This is a genomic window from Bradyrhizobium genosp. SA-4 str. CB756 (assembly GCF_000473125.1).
Taxonomy (GTDB): domain Bacteria; phylum Pseudomonadota; class Alphaproteobacteria; order Rhizobiales; family Xanthobacteraceae; genus Bradyrhizobium; species Bradyrhizobium arachidis.
In genome coordinates, this window is sequence record NZ_KI421499.1 from 9232406 (window position 1) to 9252300 (window position 19895).

The window sequence follows — 19895 nt, forward strand, 5'->3', positions numbered from 1 at the left end:
TCGCGCTTCACTGATTTATGGCGAGGCCACCAGGCGGTAGCCGATGCCCCGCACCGCCTGGAGGAACAGCGGATTGGCGGGATCGGTCTCGATCTTGCGCCGGAGGCGGTTGATCTGCACGTCGACGGCGCGTTCGTTGACGCTGCCATTGCCGGTCAGCGCGCTGCGCGGCACGGTCTCGCCCGGTGTCTCCGACAGGATCCGCAGCATCTCGCGCTCGCGGTCGGTGAGGTGGATGACCTCCTCGCCCTGGCGCAATTCGCCGCGTTCGAGATGGTAGACATAGGGGCCGAATGCGATCTTCTCGACCGCCGCGGTTTGCGGCGGCGGGGCGGCGCGCTTGAGGATGTTGTTGATGCGCAGCGCCAGCTCGCGCGGCTCGAACGGTTTTGCCACGTAATCGTCGGCGCCGATCTGCAAGCCTTCGATGCGGGCTTCCGCCTCGTGCCGCGCGGTCAGCATCACGATCGGCACCGAGGACGAGGTCCGGATGAAGCGGGCGAGATCGAAGCCGGTTTCGCCGGGCATCATGACGTCGAGGATCAGCAGATCGAAATGCAGACTCATCAGCTTTGAACGCGCGTCGCTGGCGCTGGCGGCGGTCGAGACGCGGTAGCCTTCGGCCGCGAGGAAGCGCGACAGCAGATCGCGGATGCGGCGGTCGTCATCGACCAGCAAAAGATGCGGGGCGTCGTCGGCCGGTTGCACCGGCGGTCGGGCGAGCGTGGCAGCGAGCGGCACGGTCACTCCTTGCTGTCTTGATTGACGGAAGCGAAGATCGTCTCCAGCACCTTGTCCGGATCGTCGCGGTCGATCATCGCGCGCAGGAAACGCTTGACGGTCTCGGCGTCCTGCGGCGCCATCTCGGCGAGCGCTTTCGTGATCCGCGTGGTCTGGAGCCCGGCGAGCTTCTGCACCAGCGCCTCGCCCTTGGGCGTCGCGTAGAGCAGGCGCTGGCGGCGGTCATTGTCGCCGGTCTTCTGCACGATGTAGCCCTCGTCCAGCAGCTGCTTGAGCACGCGGCCGAGCGATTGCTTCGTGATCCTGAGGACGTCGAGCAGGTCGGCAACCTTCAGGCCGGGATAGCGATAAACGAAATGCATGACCCGGTGATGGGCCCGGCCGAAGCCGAACGCCTCCAGCTCCTGGTCGGGATCGCCGACGAAATCGCGATAGGCGAAGAACAGTAGCTCGATGATATCCCAGCGCAAATTGCCTCCGTCGCCTACGGCTGGCCGCGGCTCGGCGGCGTCTTGAGAGGGAGTCGCGAAATTTATGTCAGGCATATTGACGTATCTTGGGTTCAATGTTACAAAACGATCGACCCGTACGAAACTTTAGATCGTTTCGTATCGGGTGGCATCGAAGCAGAACGGCCGGAGTGAGCCGGACAGGCGGCGACGGCCGGAGCAGATCTACCGTGCGATTGTCGAGCGGCATTTCGGCAAAACATACTGGACTTCCGCCTTCCGCAAAAGCATGTCCTCGGCGACATGCTGGCCACGGAAACCGGCCGTAACATGGCTGGCGGCGGTCCGGCCAGTAACCCAATCAAGCCAGCCGGGCCCGGAAGCGGGCAGGCGGGCGCACGAAGCAGCGCCGCGACCGGCAGCGGGAGGCAAGGACATGAGCATGAAATTCGACATCCAGCCCGCATCCAATCCCACGCCAGAGAAGGACCGCGTCGCCAAGCTGGTGGACCCCGGCTTCGGGCGGGTCTTCACCGATCATATGGCTGTGGTCCGCTACAACCAGGCAAAGGGCGGCTGGTACGAGGCGAAGATCGAGGCGCGCGCCAACTTCCAGCTCGATCCGGCCGGCGCCGTGCTGCACTACGCCCAGGAAATTTTCGAGGGCCTCAAGGCCTACAAGCGCGACGACGGCGGCGTGAACCTGTTCCGTCCCGACGCCAATGCGCGCCGTTTCAAGGACTCCGCCGATCGCATGGCGATGGCGCAGCTGCCTGAGGACGTCTTCATCGAGGCGGTCGAGCAGGTCGTGCGCATCGATCGCGCCTGGATGCCGGGCGGCGAGGGCAGCCTTTATCTCCGCCCCTTCATGATCGCGAGCGAGACCTTCCTCGGCGTCAAGCCGTCGTCCGAATACATCTTCGCGGTGATCGCTTCGCCTGTTGGATCCTACTTCAAGGGCGGACCCGCGCCGGTCTCGATCTGGGTCTCGGAGAATTACACGCGCGCTGCCGTTGGCGGCACCGGCGCCGTCAAGTGCGGCGGCAATTATGCCGCGAGCCTGCGCGCCCAGGCCGAAGCGATCCAGCACGGCTGCGATCAGGTCGTCTTCCTCGACGCGGTCGAGCGCCGCTACATCGAGGAGCTCGGCGGCATGAACGTGTTCTTCGTGTTCGACGACGGCTCGCTTTCGACGCCGCCGCTCGGCACCATCCTGCCCGGCATCACCCGTGACTCCATCATCAAGCTCGCCCGCGATGCCGGCAAGACCGTGCGCGAGGAGTCGTACTCGCTCGACCAGTGGCGCAAGGATGCGGCCTCGGGCCGCCTGAAGGAAGCGTTCGCCTGCGGCACCGCAGCCGTGATCTCGCCGATCGGCAAGGTGCGCTCGGTGAGCGGCGATTTCGAGATCTCGGGCGGCGCCGCCGGCCCCGTCGCCATGGGCCTGCGCAAGCAGCTCATCGACATCCAGTACGGCCGCACCAACGATCCGCACAACTGGATCCGCAAGGTGTCGTGAGACCAAGTTGCGCGTTCCCCTCTCTCGCGCGGGAGAGGGGAAATGCGCAAGGTTTGTGGCTTATTGCGCACTGAACGTGCTGCTGCCGACAAGCGACAAAGCCAGGACACAACTAGCATCCTGGACATCGCGATCATGGCAACAAAACTCTCCCAGCCGCTGAAGTGGATCGTTCTCGCCGCCATCACCAGCGTCTCCGTGTTCGGCATCCTCACCATCGGACCCACGCCGGAAGTCGTCGCGCAAGACCGCTCGCCGATCGTCGACGTGCGCACCACCGATCCCGAGATGAACGCCGCGATCGCGCGCGCCCGCGGCACGCTGCCGACCTTCTGGGCCTCTTACGACGCGCCAAAATCGTCCGAGACCGGCCATTCCCTGAAAGTGCGCTTTTCGACCCGCAAGGGCGGGGAGCACATCTGGATCGCCGAGGTGAAGAAGCTGCCGAACGGGGCCTATTCGGGTTTCTTCGCCAACGAGCCGCGCGACCTGCCCGGCAAGCACGCGGGCGATGCGGTCAAGTTCAGCGAAGCCGACATCTCGGACTGGATGTTCATGCGCAACGGCAAGATCGTCGGCGGCGAAACCATCAAGCCGACACTGAAGTCGCTGCCGAAGGCGGACGCCGATGCGCTGAGGGCAAGGATGGAGCAGCCGTAAGTCTCTTCCCCTCTCCCCGCTTGCGGGGAGAGGGGAGGGTGAGGGGGAGTCTCCGCGGGGGCGGTGGCAGTTGGACTCGCGGAGAGTCCCCCCTCACCCGGAATCCGCGCGTTCCGCGCGCATTCCGACCTCTCCCCGCAAGCGGGGAGAGGTGAAAAGGCGCCGTTTGCGGGTTGTAGGCCAACGTTGTAAGTCAACGTTGACTTACCTAGCTTGCAACGAACGACATGGCCGAGAAACCCAAAAAACCCCAGAAACTGAAGGCGCGCCTGCCGCGCGGGCTCGAGGATCGCGATCCCGCAGCGATCCGGGCGACGCGCGAGATGGTCGAGAAGATCCGCGCCGTCTACGAGCTCTACGGTTTCGAGCCGGTGGAGACGCCGGCGATGGAATACACCGACGCGCTCGGCAAGTTCCTGCCCGACCAGGACCGCCCGAACGAGGGTGTGTTCTCGTTCCAGGACGACGACGAGCAGTGGATCAGCTTGCGCTACGACCTGACCGCGCCGCTCGCGCGCTATGTCGGCGAGCGCTACGGCACCGATGGTCTGGTCCTGCCCTACCGCAGCTACCGGGTCGGCTACGTCTTTCGCAACGAGAAGCCCGGCCCCGGCCGCTTCCGCCAGTTCATGCAGTTCGATGCCGACACGGTCGGCTCGGCGACGCCGGCGGCGGATGCCGAGATCTGCATGATGGCGGCCGACACGATGGAGGCGCTCGGCATTGCGCGCGGCTCCTATGTCGTGAAGGTCAACAACCGCAAGGTGCTCGACGGCGTTCTGGAAGCCATCGGCCTCGGCGGCGACGAGAACGCCGCACGCCGCCTGACCGTGCTGCGCGCGATCGACAAGCTCGACAAGTTCTCCGCCGACGAAGTGCGCAAGCTGCTTGGTCCCGGACGATGGGATGGCGGTGAGGAAGGCAAGGGCGACTTCACCAAGGGCGCCAATTTGAGTGAGGCAGAAGCCGACGTCGTTCTCGCCATCACCAAGCCGCGCGACGATTGGAAAGAGGCGATTGCCGCGGCGGAAACCTACCTCGCCAAGAGCCAAGTCGGCCAGGCCGGCGTCAGCGAGCTGGAAGAGATTGCGAAGCTGGTGACGGCGTCGGGGTACGGCGCCGATCGCATCAAGATCGATCCCTCCGTCGTGCGCGGCCTCGAATATTACACCGGCCCCGTTTACGAGGTTGAACTGTTGCTGGAGACCAAGGACGAGAAGGGCCGCCCGGTGCGGTTCGGCTCGGTCGGTGGCGGTGGTCGCTACGACGGCCTCGTCTCGCGCTTCCGCGGTGAGCCGGTGCCGGCAACCGGTTTCTCGATCGGGGTGTCGCGCCTGCAGGCTGCGCTGACCTTGCTCGGCAAGCTCGACACGCGGCCCGAATTCGGCCCCGTCGTCGTCACCGTGTTCGACCGCGACCGCGTCGCCGACTATCAGAAGATGGTGGCATCCTTGCGCACAGCGGGCATCCGCGCCGAGCTCTATCTCGGCAATCCCAAGAACATGGGCAACCAGCTCAAATATGCCGACCGCCGCAACTCGCCTTGTGTGATCATCCAAGGCTCGGATGAGAAGGCGCGCGGCGAGCTGCAGATCAAGGATCTGATCGAAGGCGCGAAAGCCGCCGCCGCGATCGCCTCCAACCAGGAATGGCGCGAGACGCGGCCGGCGCAGTTCTCGTGCAGCGAGGCCGATCTCGTTTCAAAAGTGCGCGAGGTCCTCGCGCGCCATGACGTAAAGTGGGGATAGCCATTCCGGCAGGCCGTCATGCCCGGGCTTGTCCCGGGCATCCACGTCTTGTTTGATGCGCACCTTCATGAACGGCCGGGGTGTGCCCGGTCATCGCGACAGCAGGGAGAAGACAATGCCTGAGATCACCGTCAGCATGGCCGAGGGCCGCACCGACGAGCAGAAGGCCGGCATGATGCGCGACATCACCCAGGCGCTGGTGAAGAATCTCGGCGTCGACGCCGATGCCGTCGTCATCCAGATCAACGAAGCCCCGCTACGCCACAAGATGAAGGGCGGCAAGACCTTCGTGGAGCGCGCGGCGGCGGCGAAGAAATAGCCACTGCTCGTTCGGCAAATACAGGTGTCGTCCCCGCCTAGTGCGCAATTGCGCACGGGTGCGGGGACCCATAACCACAGGAAGTGGTTATCTGGCGAGCTGGTAACTCCGAGTCATCGCCAAACTCGATCCTGTGGTTATGGGTCCCGGATCGGCGCGCGCTTTAGGCGCGCTTGTCCGGGACGACACTGTGTATGAGGCCCCCATGGACGCACGCGACTTCATCAAGGTCGGCATGAGCGCCGAGCGCACGCTGGTGGTGCCGGCCGAGCGCACGGTCGGGCATTTCGTGCCGGGCATGCCGATGGTCTATGCGACGCCCATGATGATCCTGGAGATGGAGATGACGTCGGGCGATGCGATCCGCGTCGCGCTCCAGCCGGGCTGGGTCACGGTCGGCACCGAGGTCGATATCCGTCATCTCGCAGCGGCGCTGGTCGGCGCGACGGTGCGGACCGCGGCCAAGGTCGTCGCGGTCGAGCGCCGCGTCATCCGCTTCGAGGTCGAGGCGTTCGAAGGCGCGCGCAAGCTCGGCGAGGGACGTCACGCGCGCGGGCTGGTCAATGTCGCGATGTTCAACAAGCGGCTGGGGGCGTAGCGGCAGCGCGCGGTGCCGTAGGGTGGGCAAAGGCGCAAAGCGCCGTGCCCACCATTCCTCCGTGATGGATACAGATCGTGGGCACGCTTCGCTTTGCCCACCCTACGGCACCTGTTTACTTCGCCAAATCCTTCGACCGCTGCGTCGCCGCCGCGATGGCGCGGATCATCAGTTCGCGCAAGCCCGGCTCGCCCATCAGCACGCCGAGCGCGGCGGCGGTGGTGCCGCCGGGCGAGGTCACGTTCTGGCGCAGCGTGGCGGAGGGGAACTCCGACTGATGCAGCAGCTCGCCGGAGCCGGCGACGGTCTCGCGGGCAAGCTTCGTCGCGAGCGCTTCGGGCAATCCGGCTTCGACCCCGGCGCGCGCGAGCTCTTCGGCGAGCAGGAACACATAGGCCGGGCCCGAGCCGGACACGGCGGTCACCGCGTCCATCAGGCCTTCATCCTCGACCCATTCGACTGAGCCGGTGGCGCGCAGCAATGCGTCGGCCACCGCGCGCTGAGCGGCGCTGACATTCTTTGCCGCGACTGCCACGGTGATGCCGCGGCTGATTGCGGCCGGCGTGTTCGGCATTGCGCGCACCACGGCACCGCCGATGACCTCTTCGAGCGAAGCGATCGTGGTTCCCGCCATGATCGAGACCACAGAGGTCTTGCCGGACACGAACGCTTTCAGCCTGGCGCCGGCCTCGCGGAACATCTGCGGCTTCACCGCGACGACCATGGTCTCGACGGTGCCTGCCGAGGTGACATCGGGATTGAGCGCGACGCCTTTTGCGGCCAGCGCGGTGATCTCGGGCGAGATGAAGGGATCGACCACCGCGACGCGGCGCGGGTCGAGCCCGCCGGCCAGCCATCCGGTCAGCATCGCGCCGCCCATCTTGCCGGCGCCGGCGAGCAGGATGGTGCCGGTGATGTTTTGGAGAGTGCTGTTTGCCACTGCGATCACCCAAGCAAAAGGTGTCGTCCCTGCGAACGCAGGGACCCATAACCACAGGCGGTTCTAATGGATCGAGATGTTGGCAACAAGCCGCGTGCCACAAGGGATATCACGCGGTATGGGTCCCGGCGTTCGCCGGGACGACGGAGGAGGGAGGTGCGGCTCCCTCACGAAGCCTACGCCTCGCCCACCGTATCGAACATCGCAGCGTCCATGGCCTGCGCGGTGGTCTTACCGGCCCACACCACGAACTGGAACGCCGGGAAGTAGCGCTCGCAGGCATGGATGGCGCCGGCGAGCATGGCCTCGCATTGCGCGGTCGAGGCGGTGAGGCCGCCCGGCAGCACCAGCGCTTGGCGATGCATGATCATGCCGGTGTTGGTCCACAGGTCGAAATGGCCGATCCATAATTGCTCGTTGACCGCGGCGACGAGCCGCTGCACCTCGCCCCGGCGCGCGAGCGGAATCTTCATGTCGAACGCGCAGGCCAGATGCAGTGCCTCGATCTCGCCCATCCAGGTGAACGAGATCTGGTAGTCGGTCCATTGTCCCTTGGAGACAATGGTGAGTTCGTCCTCGCCGGAGCGTTCGAACGGCCAGTTGTTGCTGGCAGCGATATCCTCGACCACCGCGAGCGGGTGATTTCGGGAATCGATATTGCCTTCGAGCAGGGACATGCCGTCTCGACCTCTTACCTTCTTGTTGTCTTTGATACGCACGCGGTTGGGTCCGGCGCGCGCTCCCTAAACGTCGTCGATCCCGGGAGTCGCTTTCGCGATCTAGGATCGGCGCGGCCTGTCGCGGATCAACTGATGTGATTTGCGGAATCTGCGCAACTGGCTGCCGAGTCCGTCCACAAGCCAGGACTCCTTCGTCCACAGCTCATCTCTTGGCCACAATTCTTAACGACGAGAACAAACCGGAATCGGATTCCCTGAAAGCGCCAATCGTTAATTCCGCCGCGCGAGGGCCGGACCGCCATCGCGGCATGGGACCATGCGGTTTTCCCATGCGGAACACGCTTGCTGCGGCCCCGAACCGGCGTCATATTTCCTTTTAGGTCGCTCAATCCCGAGCGGCCGATGTTCTCAGGGCGGGGTGAAAGTCCCCACCGGCGGTAAGGGCCGAAAGGCCTAAGCCCGCGAGCGCCTTCCGCGAGGGTTATCCCGAAGGGAAGGGTCAGCAGATTCGGTGCAACTCCGAAGCCGACGGTCAAAGTCCGGATGAAAGAGAACGGTCGGTGGCAGACGCATCGCAAGGTGCGGCTGTTTGTCGTTCCGTGTGCCCTGATTCTGGTCCTTTGAAGGAAAGCCATGAATCAGATGTTGCAAGATCCCCAAACCGAAACGTCCGAAGCTATCCAACCGCCGGTTCCATCGAACCCGGTGACGGAGCATCCGCGCTTTGCCAAGCCGCAGCGGGTGGCCTTCGTGCAGGCCTGCTGGCACCGCGACGTGGTCGCGGAGGCCCGCATCGCCTTCATGAAGGAGGCCGAGGCGCGCCACCTCACCCATGTCGACGTGTTCGAGGTGCCGGGCTCGTTCGAGATCCCGCTGCACGCGCAGATCCTCGCCAAGACGCGGCGCTACACCGCGATCGTCGCGGCCGGCCTCGTCGTCGACGGCGGCATCTATCGCCACGAGTTCGTCGCCGACACCGTGATCAAGGCGCTGATGGACGTGCAGCTGCGCACCGAGGTGCCGGTGTTCTCGGCGGTGCTGACGCCGCAGCAATTCCACGAGACCGAGGTGCACTACGATTTCTTCCGCCGGCACTTCGCCATCAAGGGCGTCGAGGTCGCGGCGGCCTGTGCGGAGACGTTGCTCGGCCTCGAGCGCCTGCGCGGTCAGGTCGCAGCGGGGATTGTGTAGGGACGCAACGAGTCGCGCTTCTCATCCCGAGGAGCGCGACCCGTCACCCCCGCGCAATGGCGAAGCCATTGTCGCTGGAGGTGCTCGCCTCTTCGGCGAGCCTCGAAGGGCGACGGCCCGACTGCATCGGGGGCCGTGCATCCGTCGAGGCTCCCCGTGAAGCGCTGTGCGCTTCACGGCTCGCACCTCAGGATGACGGATGAAACAGCCCCTCACACGCCGCTGATTGTCAATCCCGCCGCCGTCCCTGTAAGGTCGGCGGCGGGAGGAGGCCGTGCCGTGGAGACGGGGCGGCTGGCAAGATCATGTTCGAAGGACACGATCCCTATCTCGTCGCGCTCTCTGTGGCGATCGCGAGCCTGGGTGGCTATACCGGCTTTGCGCTTGCGGCTCGCATCCGCAACACGCCCGGCGTCAGCAACCGCGTGATGCTCGCGGGCGCGGCGGCGTTCCTGGCCGTCGGCATCTGGACCATGCATTTCGTCGGCATGCTGGCCGCGCCGCTGCCGCCCGACACGGTCTATCTGGTCCTTCCCACCATCATCTCCTTCCTGATCTGCGCGCTGGTGGTCGGCATCTCCTTGTTCTTCGTCTCGATCGGTGAGCCCAGCCTGAAGCGGGTGGCCTCATCCGCGGTCCTGCTCGGCGTCGGTATCGCCAGCATGCACTATGTCGGCATTCATGGGCTCGCCGGGTCGTTCGGCATCGTGCACAACCCGGCGATGGTGATGCTGTCGATCCTGGTCGCAATCGTCACCGCCTATGGCGGTCTGCGTGCGTTCCTGGCGCAGCAGGAGGGCGTCCGGCTGATTGTCAGCTCGATCGCATTCGGCATTGCCGTCTCCGGCATGCACTACACCGCGATGCTGGGCATGCATTTCGAGCCGCTGACCGGTCCTGCCCATCACCATCTCGGCGGCGGCCTTGCCGCGTCGCAGCAGATATTGTCGATCGTCGTGGCCGTGCTGTGCTTCGTGATCGCTGCCGGCTTCCTGCTCTCGCTGGTGCCGGATCGGCGGCAGACGGCAGCCTCTCCGGTGGCAGATTCGGTTTCGCCGCCGGTCGCTCCCGCCGAGCCGGTTATCCCGGCGGTGGCGCTGCGGCCAATGGGGCCACTCGGCGGCCTCGGCCAGCCGCCCCGCGCGCCGGCGCCGCGACTGCCAGTCGAGGGCGCCGACGGCACCCATTTCATCGACACCGCCAATATCCGCAGCGTCCGCGCGGATGCGCACTACACCCGCGTCCATGACGGCACCCGCGAGCGGATGTGCCCCTGGTCGATCTCGGAAGCGGAAGCCCAGCTCGATCCCTCGCTGTTCCTGCGGGTGCACCGCAGCCATATCGTCGCAATCCCCCATGTCGCGCTGGTTCGCAAAGAGGGTGACGGTGCCGTGCTCGAGCTCGACGGCCCCTCGCCGCACCGGGTGCCGGTCAGCCGGGCCAAGATCGCCGAGGTGAAGGCCCGGCTGGGGCTGGCGAACCGGCGGCAGGCGTAGAAGTCAGGAGGCGAGCTCTCTCGCTCCCTCGCCCCGCCTGCTCTTTCTTCGCCTCTTACGGGGAGAGGGTTGGGGCGAGGGGCCTCTCTCCACAGATGAGATCTTCGTTAGACCTGTACCCCCCTCACCCGGATTGCATCTTGCGATGCAATCCGACCTCTCCCCGCAGGCGGGGAGAGGTGAAGGGTCTCTCCCCCTGACGCAATTCGTGCTCTTCCACCCGCAATTCGTGCAAAAAGCCCGCCTTTGTGCCGCTCATGTTGCGGCTCGCCCCGCCGGGAGTGACCGTCCGTCCCAACGTCCGCGCCGTCACGCGCAGAGACGATCATGGGAGGAGACGATGATCCCGGGCTCATTCAGCTATTACCGGCCGGCGAGTGTCGCCGACGCCGTCAAACTTCTATCCGATCTCGGCGAGGACGCGCGGCCGCTGGCCGGCGGGCACAGCCTGGTGCCGATGATGAAGCTTCGGCTTGCCACCCCCGCCCATCTGATCGATCTGCACGGCATCGCCGCCCTCAAGGGCATCCGCCGCGACGGCAACAATCTCGTCATCGGCGCGATGACCACCCAGCATGAGCTGCTGGCCTCCGACGAGGTCGCCAAGGCGATGCCGATCCTGCATGAGGCTGCGCTTTTGATCGCCGACCCGCAGGTGCGCTACCGCGGCACGATCGGCGGCAATGTCGCCAACGGCGATCCCGGCAACGACATGCCGGCTCTGATGATGACGCTGGGAGCGACCTACCGCCTCGAAGGCGCCGGCGGCGCCCGCGACGTGGCGGCGGCCGATTTCTACCAGGGCGCCTATTTCACGGCGCTGGAGCCCGGCGAGATCCTGACCTCGGTCTCGGTGCCCGTGCCGGCGGCCGGCCACGGCTACGCCTATGAAAAGCTCAAGCGCAAGGTCGGCGACTACGCCACCGCGGCGGCCGCCGTCGTCCTCACCGTGTCCGGCGGCAAGGTCGCGACCTGTTCGATCGGCCTCACCAATGTTCACGAGACGCCGTTGCTGGCTGTCGATGCCGCCAAGGCGGTGATCGGCACCAGCCTCGATGCTGCGACCTTGAAGAAAGCCGCTACGGCAGCCGAAGCGATCATGGCGCCGGCCGCGGATGCGCGCGGGCCGATCGAATACAGAAAGCATGTCGGCGGCATCATGGTGACGCGGGCGCTGCAGCGCGCAGCAAGCCGAGCGAAATAAGGGAGGGATCGATGGCCAAAACACATGTGACCATGAAGGTGAACGGCGCCGAAGTCGAAGGCCTCGTCGAGCCGCGCACGCTGCTGGTCCACTTCATCCGCGAGAATCTCGGGATGACCGGCACCCATATCGGCTGCGAGACCACGCATTGCGGCGCCTGCACCGTCGATATCGACGGCATGTCCGTCAAATCCTGCACGATGTTCGCGGTGCAGGCGCAAGGAAGCGACATCACCACGATCGAAGGCATGGCCAATGCCGACGGCACGCTGTCGGCGCTTCAGGAAGGTTTCCGCATGATGCACGGCCTGCAATGCGGCTTCTGCACGCCCGGCATGATCATGCGCGCGCATCGGCTGCTGAAGGAAAACGCCTCGCCGAGCGAGCAGGAAATCCGGATGGGCATCTCCGGCAATATCTGCCGCTGCACCGGCTACCAGAACATCGTCAAAGCCATTCAATACGCGAGCGCCAAGATCAACGGCGTGGAATTCCGGGAGGCCGCAGAATGAACGACATGACTCCCACGCGGGAACAACGCGAAGCCGCACTCGAAGGCATGGGCTGCAAGCGCAAGCGTGTCGAGGACATCCGCTTCACGCAAGGCAAGGGCAATTACGTCGACGACGTCAAGCTGCCGGGCATGCTGCATGGCGACTTCGTCCGCTCGCCGCATCCGCACGCGCGCGTCAAGAAGATCGACGACAGCGAGGCGCTGAAGGTGCCGGGCGTGCTCGCGGTGATCACCGCCGAGACGCTGAAGACCGTCAACCTCGCCTGGATGCCGACGCTTGCCGGCGACGTTCAGATGGTGCTCGCCGACGGCAAGGTGCTGTTCCAGAACCAGGAGGTCGCTTTCGTCGTCGCTACCGACCGCTACGCGGCCGATGACGGCATCAACAAGGTCGTGGTCGAATACGAGCCGTTGCCGCCGCTGGTCGATCCCTTCAAGTCGATGGATCAGGATGCGCCGGTGCTGCGCGAGGACCTCGCCGGCAAGACCTCGGGCGCGCACGGCCCGCGCAAGCATCACAACCACATCTTCGAGTGGACGGTTGGCGACAAGGAGCTGACCGACGCGGCCTTCAACAAGGCCGAGGTCAAGATCAAGGAGATGATCTCCTACCACCGCACCCATCCGTCGCCGCTGGAGACCTGCCAGTGCGTCTGCTCCTTCGACAAGATCAAGGGCGAGCTGACGATCTACGGCACCTTCCAGGCGCCGCATGTGATCCGCACCGTGGTGGCGCTGATCGCGAAGCTGCCGGAGCAGAAGATTCACGTCATCGCGCCCGATATCGGCGGCGGCTTCGGCAACAAGGTCGGCGCCTATCCCGGCTATATTTGCGCGGCCGTGGCCTCCATCGTGACAGGCAAGCCGGTGAAATGGGTCGAGGACCGCATCGAGAACCTCACTGCGACCTCGTTCGCGCGCGATTATCACATGACCACCGAGATCGCCGCGACGAAGGAGGGCAAAGTCACGGGGCTTCGTGTCCACGTGCTCGCCGATCACGGCGCGTTCGATGCCTGCGCCGACCCGTCGAAATGGCCGGCCGGCTTCTTCAACATCGTCACCGGCTCCTATGACTTCCCGACCGCGCATCTGGCGGTGGACGGCGTCTATACCAACAAGGCGCCCGGCGGCGTCGCCTACCGTTGCTCGTTCCGCGTCACGGAGGCCGCCTATTGCATCGAGCGCGCCATGGATATCCTGGCGCAGAAGCTCAACATGGACCCGGCGGAGCTGCGGCTGAAGAACTTCATCAAGACGGAGCAGTTCCCGTATCACTCGGCGCTGGGCTGGGAATACGATTCCGGCGACTACCACACCGCCATGCGCAAGATGATGGAGACGACCGGCTACGCCGCGCTCCGGAAGGAGCAGGCGGAGAAGCGCGCGGCGTTCGCGCGCGGCGAGACCCGCGAGATCATGGGCCTGGGGGTCTCCTTCTTCACCGAGATCGTCGGCGCCGGGCCGTCGAAAAACTGCGACATCCTCGGCATCGCGATGTTCGACTCCTGCGAGATCCGCTTGCACCCGACCGGTGCAGGCATCGCGCGCATGGGCACCAAGAGCCAGGGCCAGGGTCACGAGACCACCTGGGCCCAGATCATCGCGACCGAGATCGGCATTCCCGCCGACAACATCATGGTGGAGGAGGGCAACACCGACACCGCGCCCTACGGGCTCGGCACCTATGGCTCGCGCTCGACGCCGGTGGCCGGTGCGGCAATTGCGATGGCTGCGCGAAAAATCAAGGCCAAGGCGCAGATGATCGCGGCCTACAAGCTCGAGGTCCATGAGGACGATCTCGAATTCGACATCGACGGTTTCCGGGTGAAGGGTCTGCCGGAAAAATTCATGTCGATGAAGGATATCTGCTGGGCAGCGTACAACTCGGTGCCGCCGGGCATGGAGCCGGGGCTGGAAGCGGTCAGCTATTACGATCCGCCCAACATGACCTATCCATTCGGCGCGTATCTCTGCGTGATGGATATCGACGTCGACACCGGCGTGTACAAGATCCGGCGTTTCTACGCGCTCGACGATTGCGGCACCCGCATCAACCCGATGATCATCGAGGGACAGGTGCATGGCGGCCTCACCGAAGCCTTCGCCATCGCGATGGGCCAGGAGATCCGCTACGACGAGGCCGGCAACGTCGTCACCGGCTCGTTCATGGACTTCTTCATGCCGACCGCGGTGGAGACCCCGCATTGGGAAACCGATTTCACCGTCACCCCGTCGCCGCATCACCCGATCGGCGCCAAGGGCGTCGGCGAAAGCCCGAATGTCGGCGGCGTGCCGGCCTTCTCCAACGCCGTGAATGATGCGTTCTCGTTCCTGGGCTCGACGCACATCCAGATGCCGCACGATTTCTGGCGCAACTGGAAGGCGGCGAAGGATCTGGGCGCGGTGGCGTAACGATGAAAGGCCGTGACGAGATCGCACAAGCCTTGGCTGCATCGGGCTACATCGCCGATGCGGACCTCGCGACTGCGATCTCGCTGATGCAATTGCTGCGGCGTCCGCTGCTGCTCGAAGGCGAGGCGGGCGTCGGCAAGACCGAGGTGGCGAAGGCGCTGGCAAAGGTGCACGCGACCGAGCTGATCCGCCTGCAATGCTACGAAGGGCTCGATCAGTCTGCCGCACTTTACGAGTGGAACTACCAGCGCCAGCTGCTGGCGATCCAGGCCCATCGCGGCAGCGACAGCATCGAGGACCAGGTGTTCTCGGAAAAATACCTGCTGGAGCGCCCGCTGCTCGCCGCGATCCGCCGCGCCCAGGCGCCGGTGCTGCTGATCGACGAGATCGACCGTGCCGACGACGAGTTCGAGGCTTTCCTGCTCGAGCTTCTGTCCGACTTCCAGGTCTCGATCCCCGAGCTCGGCACCATCCCCGCCATCACGATCCCGCATGTCGTGCTGACCTCGAACGGCACGCGCGAACTGTCGGACGCGCTGCGTCGCCGCTGTCTCTACCACTACGTCGACTATCCTGACGTCGACCGCGAGACCCGCATCATCCTGGCGCGCGTCGCCGGTGCGAGCCCATCGCTCTCGCTCCAGATCGCACGCATGGTCGAGGGCGTGCGCAAGGAGGAGCTGCGCAAAGTCCCTGGTGTCGCGGAGACGCTGGACTGGGCCGCAGCCCTCGTCGGGCTCGACGTCCGCGACCTCCACGACGCGCCGGAGACCGTGCACGAAACGATGGTCTGCTTGCTCAAGACCCAGGAGGACCGTGCCCGTGTCACGGGCGAGGTCACGCAACGCCTGCTGGGGAAGGTTGCATGAGCTGCTGCGGCTCCAGTCCCGGCTATGACGACCTCGACGAGGTCTCCCGCTTCGTGTCCGCGAGGCTTGCCGCCTTCCTGCGCACGCTGCGCGACGCCGGCTTTCGCATCGGGCTGGCCGAAGGGCAGGATGCGGCGACGCTGATGTCAGCGGGATACGCGGCGCGACCCGGCCTGTTGCGTGCCGCGTTCAAGCATCTGTTCTCGGCGCGCAAGTCGGACTGGGAGAAGTTCGACGGGCTGTTCGATGCGTTCTGGCTGGGCAAGCGCGTGCGCTCGCGCTCCCGGACGATTGGTTCGACGCCGGGCATCAGTAATCCCTCGTTGAAGAGCCTGCAGGACAGGTCGGCGGAGCAGGGCGGCAGCCAATCCGTCACCGATCAGCTTCCCTCCTCCGACGATGCGCCGGAAGGCCGCTTCGGCGAGGGCCGCATGGAAGGTGCCTCGCGCGCGGACAATCTTGCCGAGGTCGATTTCAGGAAGCTCAGCGATCCCGATCAAGTCGCGCAAGCGCATGAGGCCGCAGCGCAGCTCGCCAAAGCGATGCGAACGCGCCTGACCCGGCGCGATCTGGCGCGACGACGCGGTTACCGGTTCGACCTCCGGCGCACCATCCATCGCAACATCAGCCACGGCGGGGTGCCGATCAGCCTCGTCAAGCGTCGGCGCAAGGACAAGCCGCTGCGGCTGGTCGTGCTGCTCGATGCCTCGGGCTCGATGAGCATGTACACGTCAGTGTTCCTGCGCTTCATCCACGGTGTGCTCGACCAGTTCCGCGAGGCCGAGGCGTTCCTGTTCCACACGCGGCTCGCTCATGTCTCCGACGCGATGAAGGAGAAGGACGCCGGCCGCGCGCTCGACCGGCTCTCGATCATGGCGCAGGGCGCCGGCGGCGGCACCAGGATCGGCGAGTCCCTGCAGACCTTCAACCGCTGGCACGCTGCCCGCGTGATCCATTCGCGCAGCTGCGTGATGATCGTCTCCGACGGCTACGAGACCGGCGACGCTGCCTTGCTCGGACGAGAAATGGCAGCGCTGCACCGGCGATGCCGCCGCATCGTCTGGCTCAACCCGATGATGGCCTGGGAGGGCTATGCGCCCGAGGCGCGCGGCATCAAGGCGGCCCTGCCGCATGTCGATCTCTATGCCCCCGCCAATTCGCTGAACAGCCTGCGTGCGCTCGAGCCTTATCTGGCAAAACTCTGAGGGATGTTGCGATGACCGCCCCTATCGAAGTGCTGGATCTCGTCGCGCAGATGAAGGCCGCGGAGCGTGCCTTCGTGCTCGCGACGGTGGTGCGGACGGTGTCGGTGACCGCGGCGAAGGCTGGCGCCAAGGCGATCATTGCGGCCGACGGCACCATCGTCGCGGGTTGGATCGGCGGCGGCTGTGCCAGGGGCGCGGTGCTGAAGGCGGCCCGCGAGGCGCTCGCCGACGGCGTGCCTCGCATGGTCTCGGTGCAGCCCGAAAACCTGCTGGCCGAGCTCGGCGTCAGCGCCGGCGAGAGCCGCGACGGCATCCGCTTTGCCAGCAATATGTGCCCGAGCAAGGGCACCATGGACATCTTCGTGGAGCCGGTGCTGCCGCATCCCTCGCTGGTCATTCTCGGTGCAAGCCCCGTAGCGCTGTCTCTTGCGGCGCAGGCGCGCGTGCTTGGCTATCACGTCACGCTCGCGGCGCCTGCTGCGGAGCTCGCGGCGCCGCCGGATGCCGATGCGATCATCGACGGCTACCAGCTCGGCGAGCTCAACGATGCCAAACGCTTCGTCGTGGTCTCGACGCAGGGCAAGGGTGATGAAGCGGCGCTCCGCGCGGCGGTCGCGACCAAAGCCGACTATCACGCCTTCGTCGGTAGCCGTCGCAAGATGGCTTCGCTGCGCGCAAAACTCGTTGCCGAAGGCGCCAGCGCCGCTGCGATCGATGACTTCAAGGCGCCTGCCGGGCTCGATCTCGGCGCCATCACGCCGGAGGAGATCGCCATGTCGATCCTCGCCGAGATCACCAGGGAACGGCGGCGCGGCCAGCGCGCCAGTCAAGCAGCAACCAGAGAGTGACCGATCATGCAGATGAACGACAGCCAGCGTATTCCTGCCTCGCGTGAACAGGTGTGGGCGGCGCTGAACGATCCTGCTGTGCTGAAGCAGTGCATTCCCGGCTGCCAGTCGCTCGAGGTGACCGCGCCGAACGAGATGACGGCGACGGTGGTGTTCAAGGTCGGTCCGGTGAAAGCGACCTTCAGCGGCAAGGTGACGCTGTCCGATCTCGATCCGCCCAACGCCTATCGCATCTCGGGCGAGGGCTCCGGCGGCGTCGCCGGTTTTGCCAAGGGCGGCGCGGTGGTGCGGCTGGAATCCGAGAGCGCCGAGGTCACGGTGCTGCACTACGAGGTCGACGCGCAGATCGGCGGCAAGCTCGCCCAGCTAGGGGCGCGGCTGATCAACTCGACCGCGACGAAGCTCGCCGGGGAGTTCTTCAAGTCGTTTGCCGAGGTAGTGAGCGCGAAGGCCGAGGCAGGCTAGCTCTCGTAGGGTGGGCAAAGCGCAAGCGTGCCCACGATCTCATCCCTATGCGCCTTTGCCCACCCTACGATTTCGCCGCCAGCGGTGAGAGCCGAAAACGATCAGTCGAACAGGCTCGACACCGACTCTTCCGCCGCGGTGCGCGCGATGGCGTCGGAGATCAGGCTGCCGATCGGCAGCGTGCGGATGTTCGGCGCCTTGGTCACCGCGTCGGTCGGCAGGATCGAGTCGGTGATCACGAGCTCCTTCAGCTTGGAGCCCGCGATGCGGGCGGCCGCGCCGCCGGAGAGCACGCCATGGGTGATGTAGGCGTAGACGTCCTTGGCACCCTTGGCGATCAGCGCGTCGGCCGCGTTCACCAGCGTGCCGCCGGAATCGACGATGTCGTCGACGAGGATACAGGTGTAGCCGGCGACGTCGCCGATCACGTTCATGACCTCGGATTCGCCCGGACGCTCACGGCGCTTGTCGACGATGGCGAGCGGGGTGTTGATGCGCTTGGCGAGGCCGCGCGCGCGGGCCACGCCGCCGACGTCGGGCGAGATCACCATCACCTTGGAGAGATCGAACTTCTCCTTGATGTCGCGCACCATCAGCGGCGCCGCGTAGAGATTGTCGGTCGGGATGTCGAAGAAGCCCTGGATCTGGCCGGCATGGAGGTCGAGCGTCATGACGCGGTCGACGCCGGCCTGCGTGATCAGATTGGCGACGAGCTTTGCCGAGATCGGCGTGCGCGAACCCGACTTGCGGTCCTGCCTTGCGTAGCCGAAATAGGGCAGCACCGCGGTGATGCGGCGCGCCGAGGAACGGCGCAGCGCGTCGGTGATGATCAAGAGCTCCATCAGATGGTCGTTGGCCGGGAACGAGGTCGACTGGATGATGAAGGCATCCGAGCCGCGGACGTTCTCCTGGATCTCGACGAAGATCTCCATGTCGGCGAAGCGCCGGACCACCGCCTTGGTCAGCGGCAGGTCGAGGCCCTGCGCGATGGCCTGGGCGAGAGCCGGATTGGAGTTGCCGGCGACAAGCTTGATGGCGCCGTTCTTGGCCGACATGGACGCTTCCTCCCGCGCTTTGCTGGATACGACGTTCAACATCAGAGAATACCCACTGGGAGCACGGTTACGACGAGCGAGCAAATATCAGGCCGAAGCGTGCAATGGCAACCCGGGATGCTACGTTTTCCCTTCGAAAATCCTGAGTCGGGCCAACGGCTTGGCGGCAAACTGAGCCCGTGGTTTAGCGGGGGTTATTGCGCGGCATAGCCGAGCGCCGAGACCGGCATCTCAGGCGCGGGCGCGGCCGGAACGGCGCTCGCCACCGCTGGTCCCCGCAAGCCGGGAGCGGCGCCCGGGGCATCCGGCGTCCCGTTGATCATGTTGGAAAGTCCGCTGAATCCGGCCTGGGCGATCTTCCGCAGCACGAGGTCGTCGGCCGCAGTCCAAGGATCGCGGGTCGCATCGCGGCCGCCCTTGGCGGAGGTAGGTTCCTCGCCGGAGAGGCGCAGCGCCCGCTGCTGGTTGGCGTCGTAGACGTCCCAGACCCAGGCGATCACGGTCTTGCCGCGGACGACCTGGGCGGAGAGGTAGCTGCGCACACGGTAGGCGGCCGTCCCCTCGCGGGAGACCACGGACAGGCTGCGCAGCTTGGATTCGCTGTCGAGCACGCCGACCATGCGGTCGAAAACCTGTGGCGGCGGCCCGTCGATCGATTCGAAGGCCACCGTCGCTCCTGACCCGGTGCTCGGCGCCATCGCGTAGGAGTTGGCCGCACTGCCGCCGCCACCGGCGCAGCCGCCAAGCGCGGTCGCCGCTGCCAGCAGCATGACCGCCAGCACGCGCGAACCCGCGCGGCCCAAGATGAATGACGCATCCCTCATTATGGAGGGCAGCGATATCGTTAAAATGCATTAACGTCTAGGGCAGAGGCGACACAGACCACTGTCGTCGCGCCTGTCCACCGTCATTCCGGGGCGATGCGCAAGCATCGAACCCGGAATCTCGAGATTCTCAGGTGCGCAATTGCGCACCATAG

The 19895-nt window shown here is 65.6% G+C and carries 20 protein-coding genes and 1 riboswitch; of the genes, 14 read left to right on the forward strand and 6 right to left on the reverse strand.

The genetic code is table 11. From position 1 onward, the window contains the following. Positions 1-15: 15 nt before the first annotated feature. Positions 16-747: a response regulator gene (locus tag BRAGE_RS0144580; RefSeq protein ID WP_027563038.1), complete on the reverse strand. Its 732-nt coding sequence runs from the start codon at positions 745-747 to the stop codon at positions 16-18. Further along, positions 744-1286 carry a MarR family winged helix-turn-helix transcriptional regulator gene (locus tag BRAGE_RS0144585; RefSeq protein WP_027563037.1) on the reverse strand — a complete coding sequence of 181 codons (543 nt, stop codon included), beginning with the start codon at positions 1284-1286 and terminating at the stop codon, positions 744-746. The genes BRAGE_RS0144580 and BRAGE_RS0144585 overlap by 4 nt, the downstream gene beginning before the upstream one ends. Positions 1287-1626: 340 nt before the next feature. On the opposite strand from BRAGE_RS0144585, the gene BRAGE_RS0144590 reads away from it, so the two are divergent. From BRAGE_RS0144590 to BRAGE_RS0144610, 5 genes are all read left to right on the forward strand, one after another. After that, positions 1627-2709, forward strand: coding sequence for a branched-chain amino acid aminotransferase (locus tag BRAGE_RS0144590; protein ID WP_027563036.1), 1083 nt, complete (start codon positions 1627-1629; stop codon positions 2707-2709). Between the two features lie 135 nt (positions 2710-2844). Continuing rightward, on the forward strand, positions 2845-3369 hold the full coding sequence (locus tag BRAGE_RS0144595) for a YegJ family protein (RefSeq protein WP_027563035.1): 525 nt from the start codon (positions 2845-2847) through the stop codon (positions 3367-3369). Between the two features lie 227 nt (positions 3370-3596). Further along, positions 3597-5117, forward strand: a complete 1521-nt coding sequence (gene hisS, locus BRAGE_RS0144600) for a histidine--tRNA ligase (protein WP_027563034.1) — start codon at positions 3597-3599, stop codon at positions 5115-5117. 115 nt (positions 5118-5232) lie between these two features. Beyond that, positions 5233-5436 carry a tautomerase family protein gene (locus BRAGE_RS0144605; RefSeq protein ID WP_008144861.1) on the forward strand — a complete coding sequence of 68 codons (204 nt, stop codon included), beginning with the start codon at positions 5233-5235 and terminating at the stop codon, positions 5434-5436. Between the two features lie 205 nt (positions 5437-5641). Continuing rightward, the gene (locus tag BRAGE_RS0144610) at positions 5642-6034 is read left to right on the forward strand and encodes a thioesterase family protein (protein ID WP_027563033.1); all 393 of its coding nucleotides are present in this window, start codon (positions 5642-5644) and stop codon (positions 6032-6034) included. A gap of 115 nt (positions 6035-6149) precedes the next feature. On the opposite strand, the gene proC is transcribed toward BRAGE_RS0144610, so the two are convergent. Beyond that, entirely contained in the window at positions 6150-6974 is an 825-nt protein-coding gene (gene proC, locus BRAGE_RS0144615; protein ID WP_035730703.1) for a pyrroline-5-carboxylate reductase, read from the reverse strand. Between the two features lie 176 nt (positions 6975-7150). After that, on the reverse strand, positions 7151-7651 hold the full coding sequence (locus tag BRAGE_RS0144620) for a YbjN domain-containing protein (RefSeq protein WP_027563031.1): 501 nt from the start codon (positions 7649-7651) through the stop codon (positions 7151-7153). Between the two features lie 403 nt (positions 7652-8054). Continuing rightward, positions 8055-8213: riboswitch (FMN riboswitch) on the forward strand. A 74-nt stretch (positions 8214-8287) separates the two neighbouring features. On the opposite strand from BRAGE_RS0144620, the gene BRAGE_RS0144625 reads away from it, so the two are divergent. The 9 genes from BRAGE_RS0144625 to BRAGE_RS0144665 all read left to right on the forward strand — a co-directional run bounded on the left by BRAGE_RS0144625 (position 8288) and on the right by BRAGE_RS0144665 (position 17861). After that, on the forward strand, positions 8288-8845 hold the full coding sequence (locus BRAGE_RS0144625; protein ID WP_027563030.1) for a 6,7-dimethyl-8-ribityllumazine synthase: 558 nt from the start codon (positions 8288-8290) through the stop codon (positions 8843-8845). Positions 8846-9150: 305 nt separating this feature from the next. Further along, positions 9151-10341: an MHYT domain-containing protein gene (locus tag BRAGE_RS0144630; protein WP_027563029.1), complete on the forward strand. Its 1191-nt coding sequence runs from the start codon at positions 9151-9153 to the stop codon at positions 10339-10341. A 340-nt stretch (positions 10342-10681) separates the two neighbouring features. Beyond that, positions 10682-11545, forward strand: coding sequence for an FAD binding domain-containing protein (locus tag BRAGE_RS0144635; protein ID WP_027563028.1), 864 nt, complete (start codon positions 10682-10684; stop codon positions 11543-11545). 11 nt (positions 11546-11556) lie between these two features. Next, positions 11557-12057 carry a (2Fe-2S)-binding protein gene (locus BRAGE_RS0144640; protein WP_027563027.1) on the forward strand — a complete coding sequence of 167 codons (501 nt, stop codon included), beginning with the start codon at positions 11557-11559 and terminating at the stop codon, positions 12055-12057. After that, positions 12054-14474 carry an aerobic carbon-monoxide dehydrogenase large subunit gene (locus BRAGE_RS0144645; protein ID WP_027563026.1) on the forward strand — a complete coding sequence of 807 codons (2421 nt, stop codon included), beginning with the start codon at positions 12054-12056 and terminating at the stop codon, positions 14472-14474. Before BRAGE_RS0144640 ends, BRAGE_RS0144645 begins: the two co-directional genes overlap by 4 nt. Before the next feature lie 2 nt (positions 14475-14476). After that, a complete protein-coding gene (locus tag BRAGE_RS0144650) occupies positions 14477-15343 on the forward strand; it encodes an AAA family ATPase (protein ID WP_027563025.1) in 867 nt (288 codons plus the stop codon). Beyond that, complete coding sequence (locus BRAGE_RS0144655) at positions 15340-16548, forward strand: vWA domain-containing protein (RefSeq protein ID WP_027563024.1); 1209 nt, start codon at positions 15340-15342, stop codon at positions 16546-16548. Before BRAGE_RS0144650 ends, BRAGE_RS0144655 begins: the two co-directional genes overlap by 4 nt. A gap of 11 nt (positions 16549-16559) precedes the next feature. Next, entirely contained in the window at positions 16560-17396 is an 837-nt protein-coding gene (locus tag BRAGE_RS0144660) for an XdhC family protein (RefSeq protein WP_027563023.1), read from the forward strand. Between the two features lie 6 nt (positions 17397-17402). Then, positions 17403-17861: an SRPBCC family protein gene (locus tag BRAGE_RS0144665; protein ID WP_027563022.1), complete on the forward strand. Its 459-nt coding sequence runs from the start codon at positions 17403-17405 to the stop codon at positions 17859-17861. A gap of 101 nt (positions 17862-17962) precedes the next feature. On the opposite strand, the gene BRAGE_RS0144670 is transcribed toward BRAGE_RS0144665, so the two are convergent. Further along, the gene (locus BRAGE_RS0144670) at positions 17963-18916 is read right to left on the reverse strand and encodes a ribose-phosphate pyrophosphokinase (RefSeq protein WP_027563021.1); all 954 of its coding nucleotides are present in this window, start codon (positions 18914-18916) and stop codon (positions 17963-17965) included. A gap of 194 nt (positions 18917-19110) precedes the next feature. Further along, the gene (locus BRAGE_RS0144675; protein ID WP_027563020.1) at positions 19111-19740 is read right to left on the reverse strand and encodes a hypothetical protein; all 630 of its coding nucleotides are present in this window, start codon (positions 19738-19740) and stop codon (positions 19111-19113) included. Positions 19741-19895: the final 155 nt, after the last annotated feature.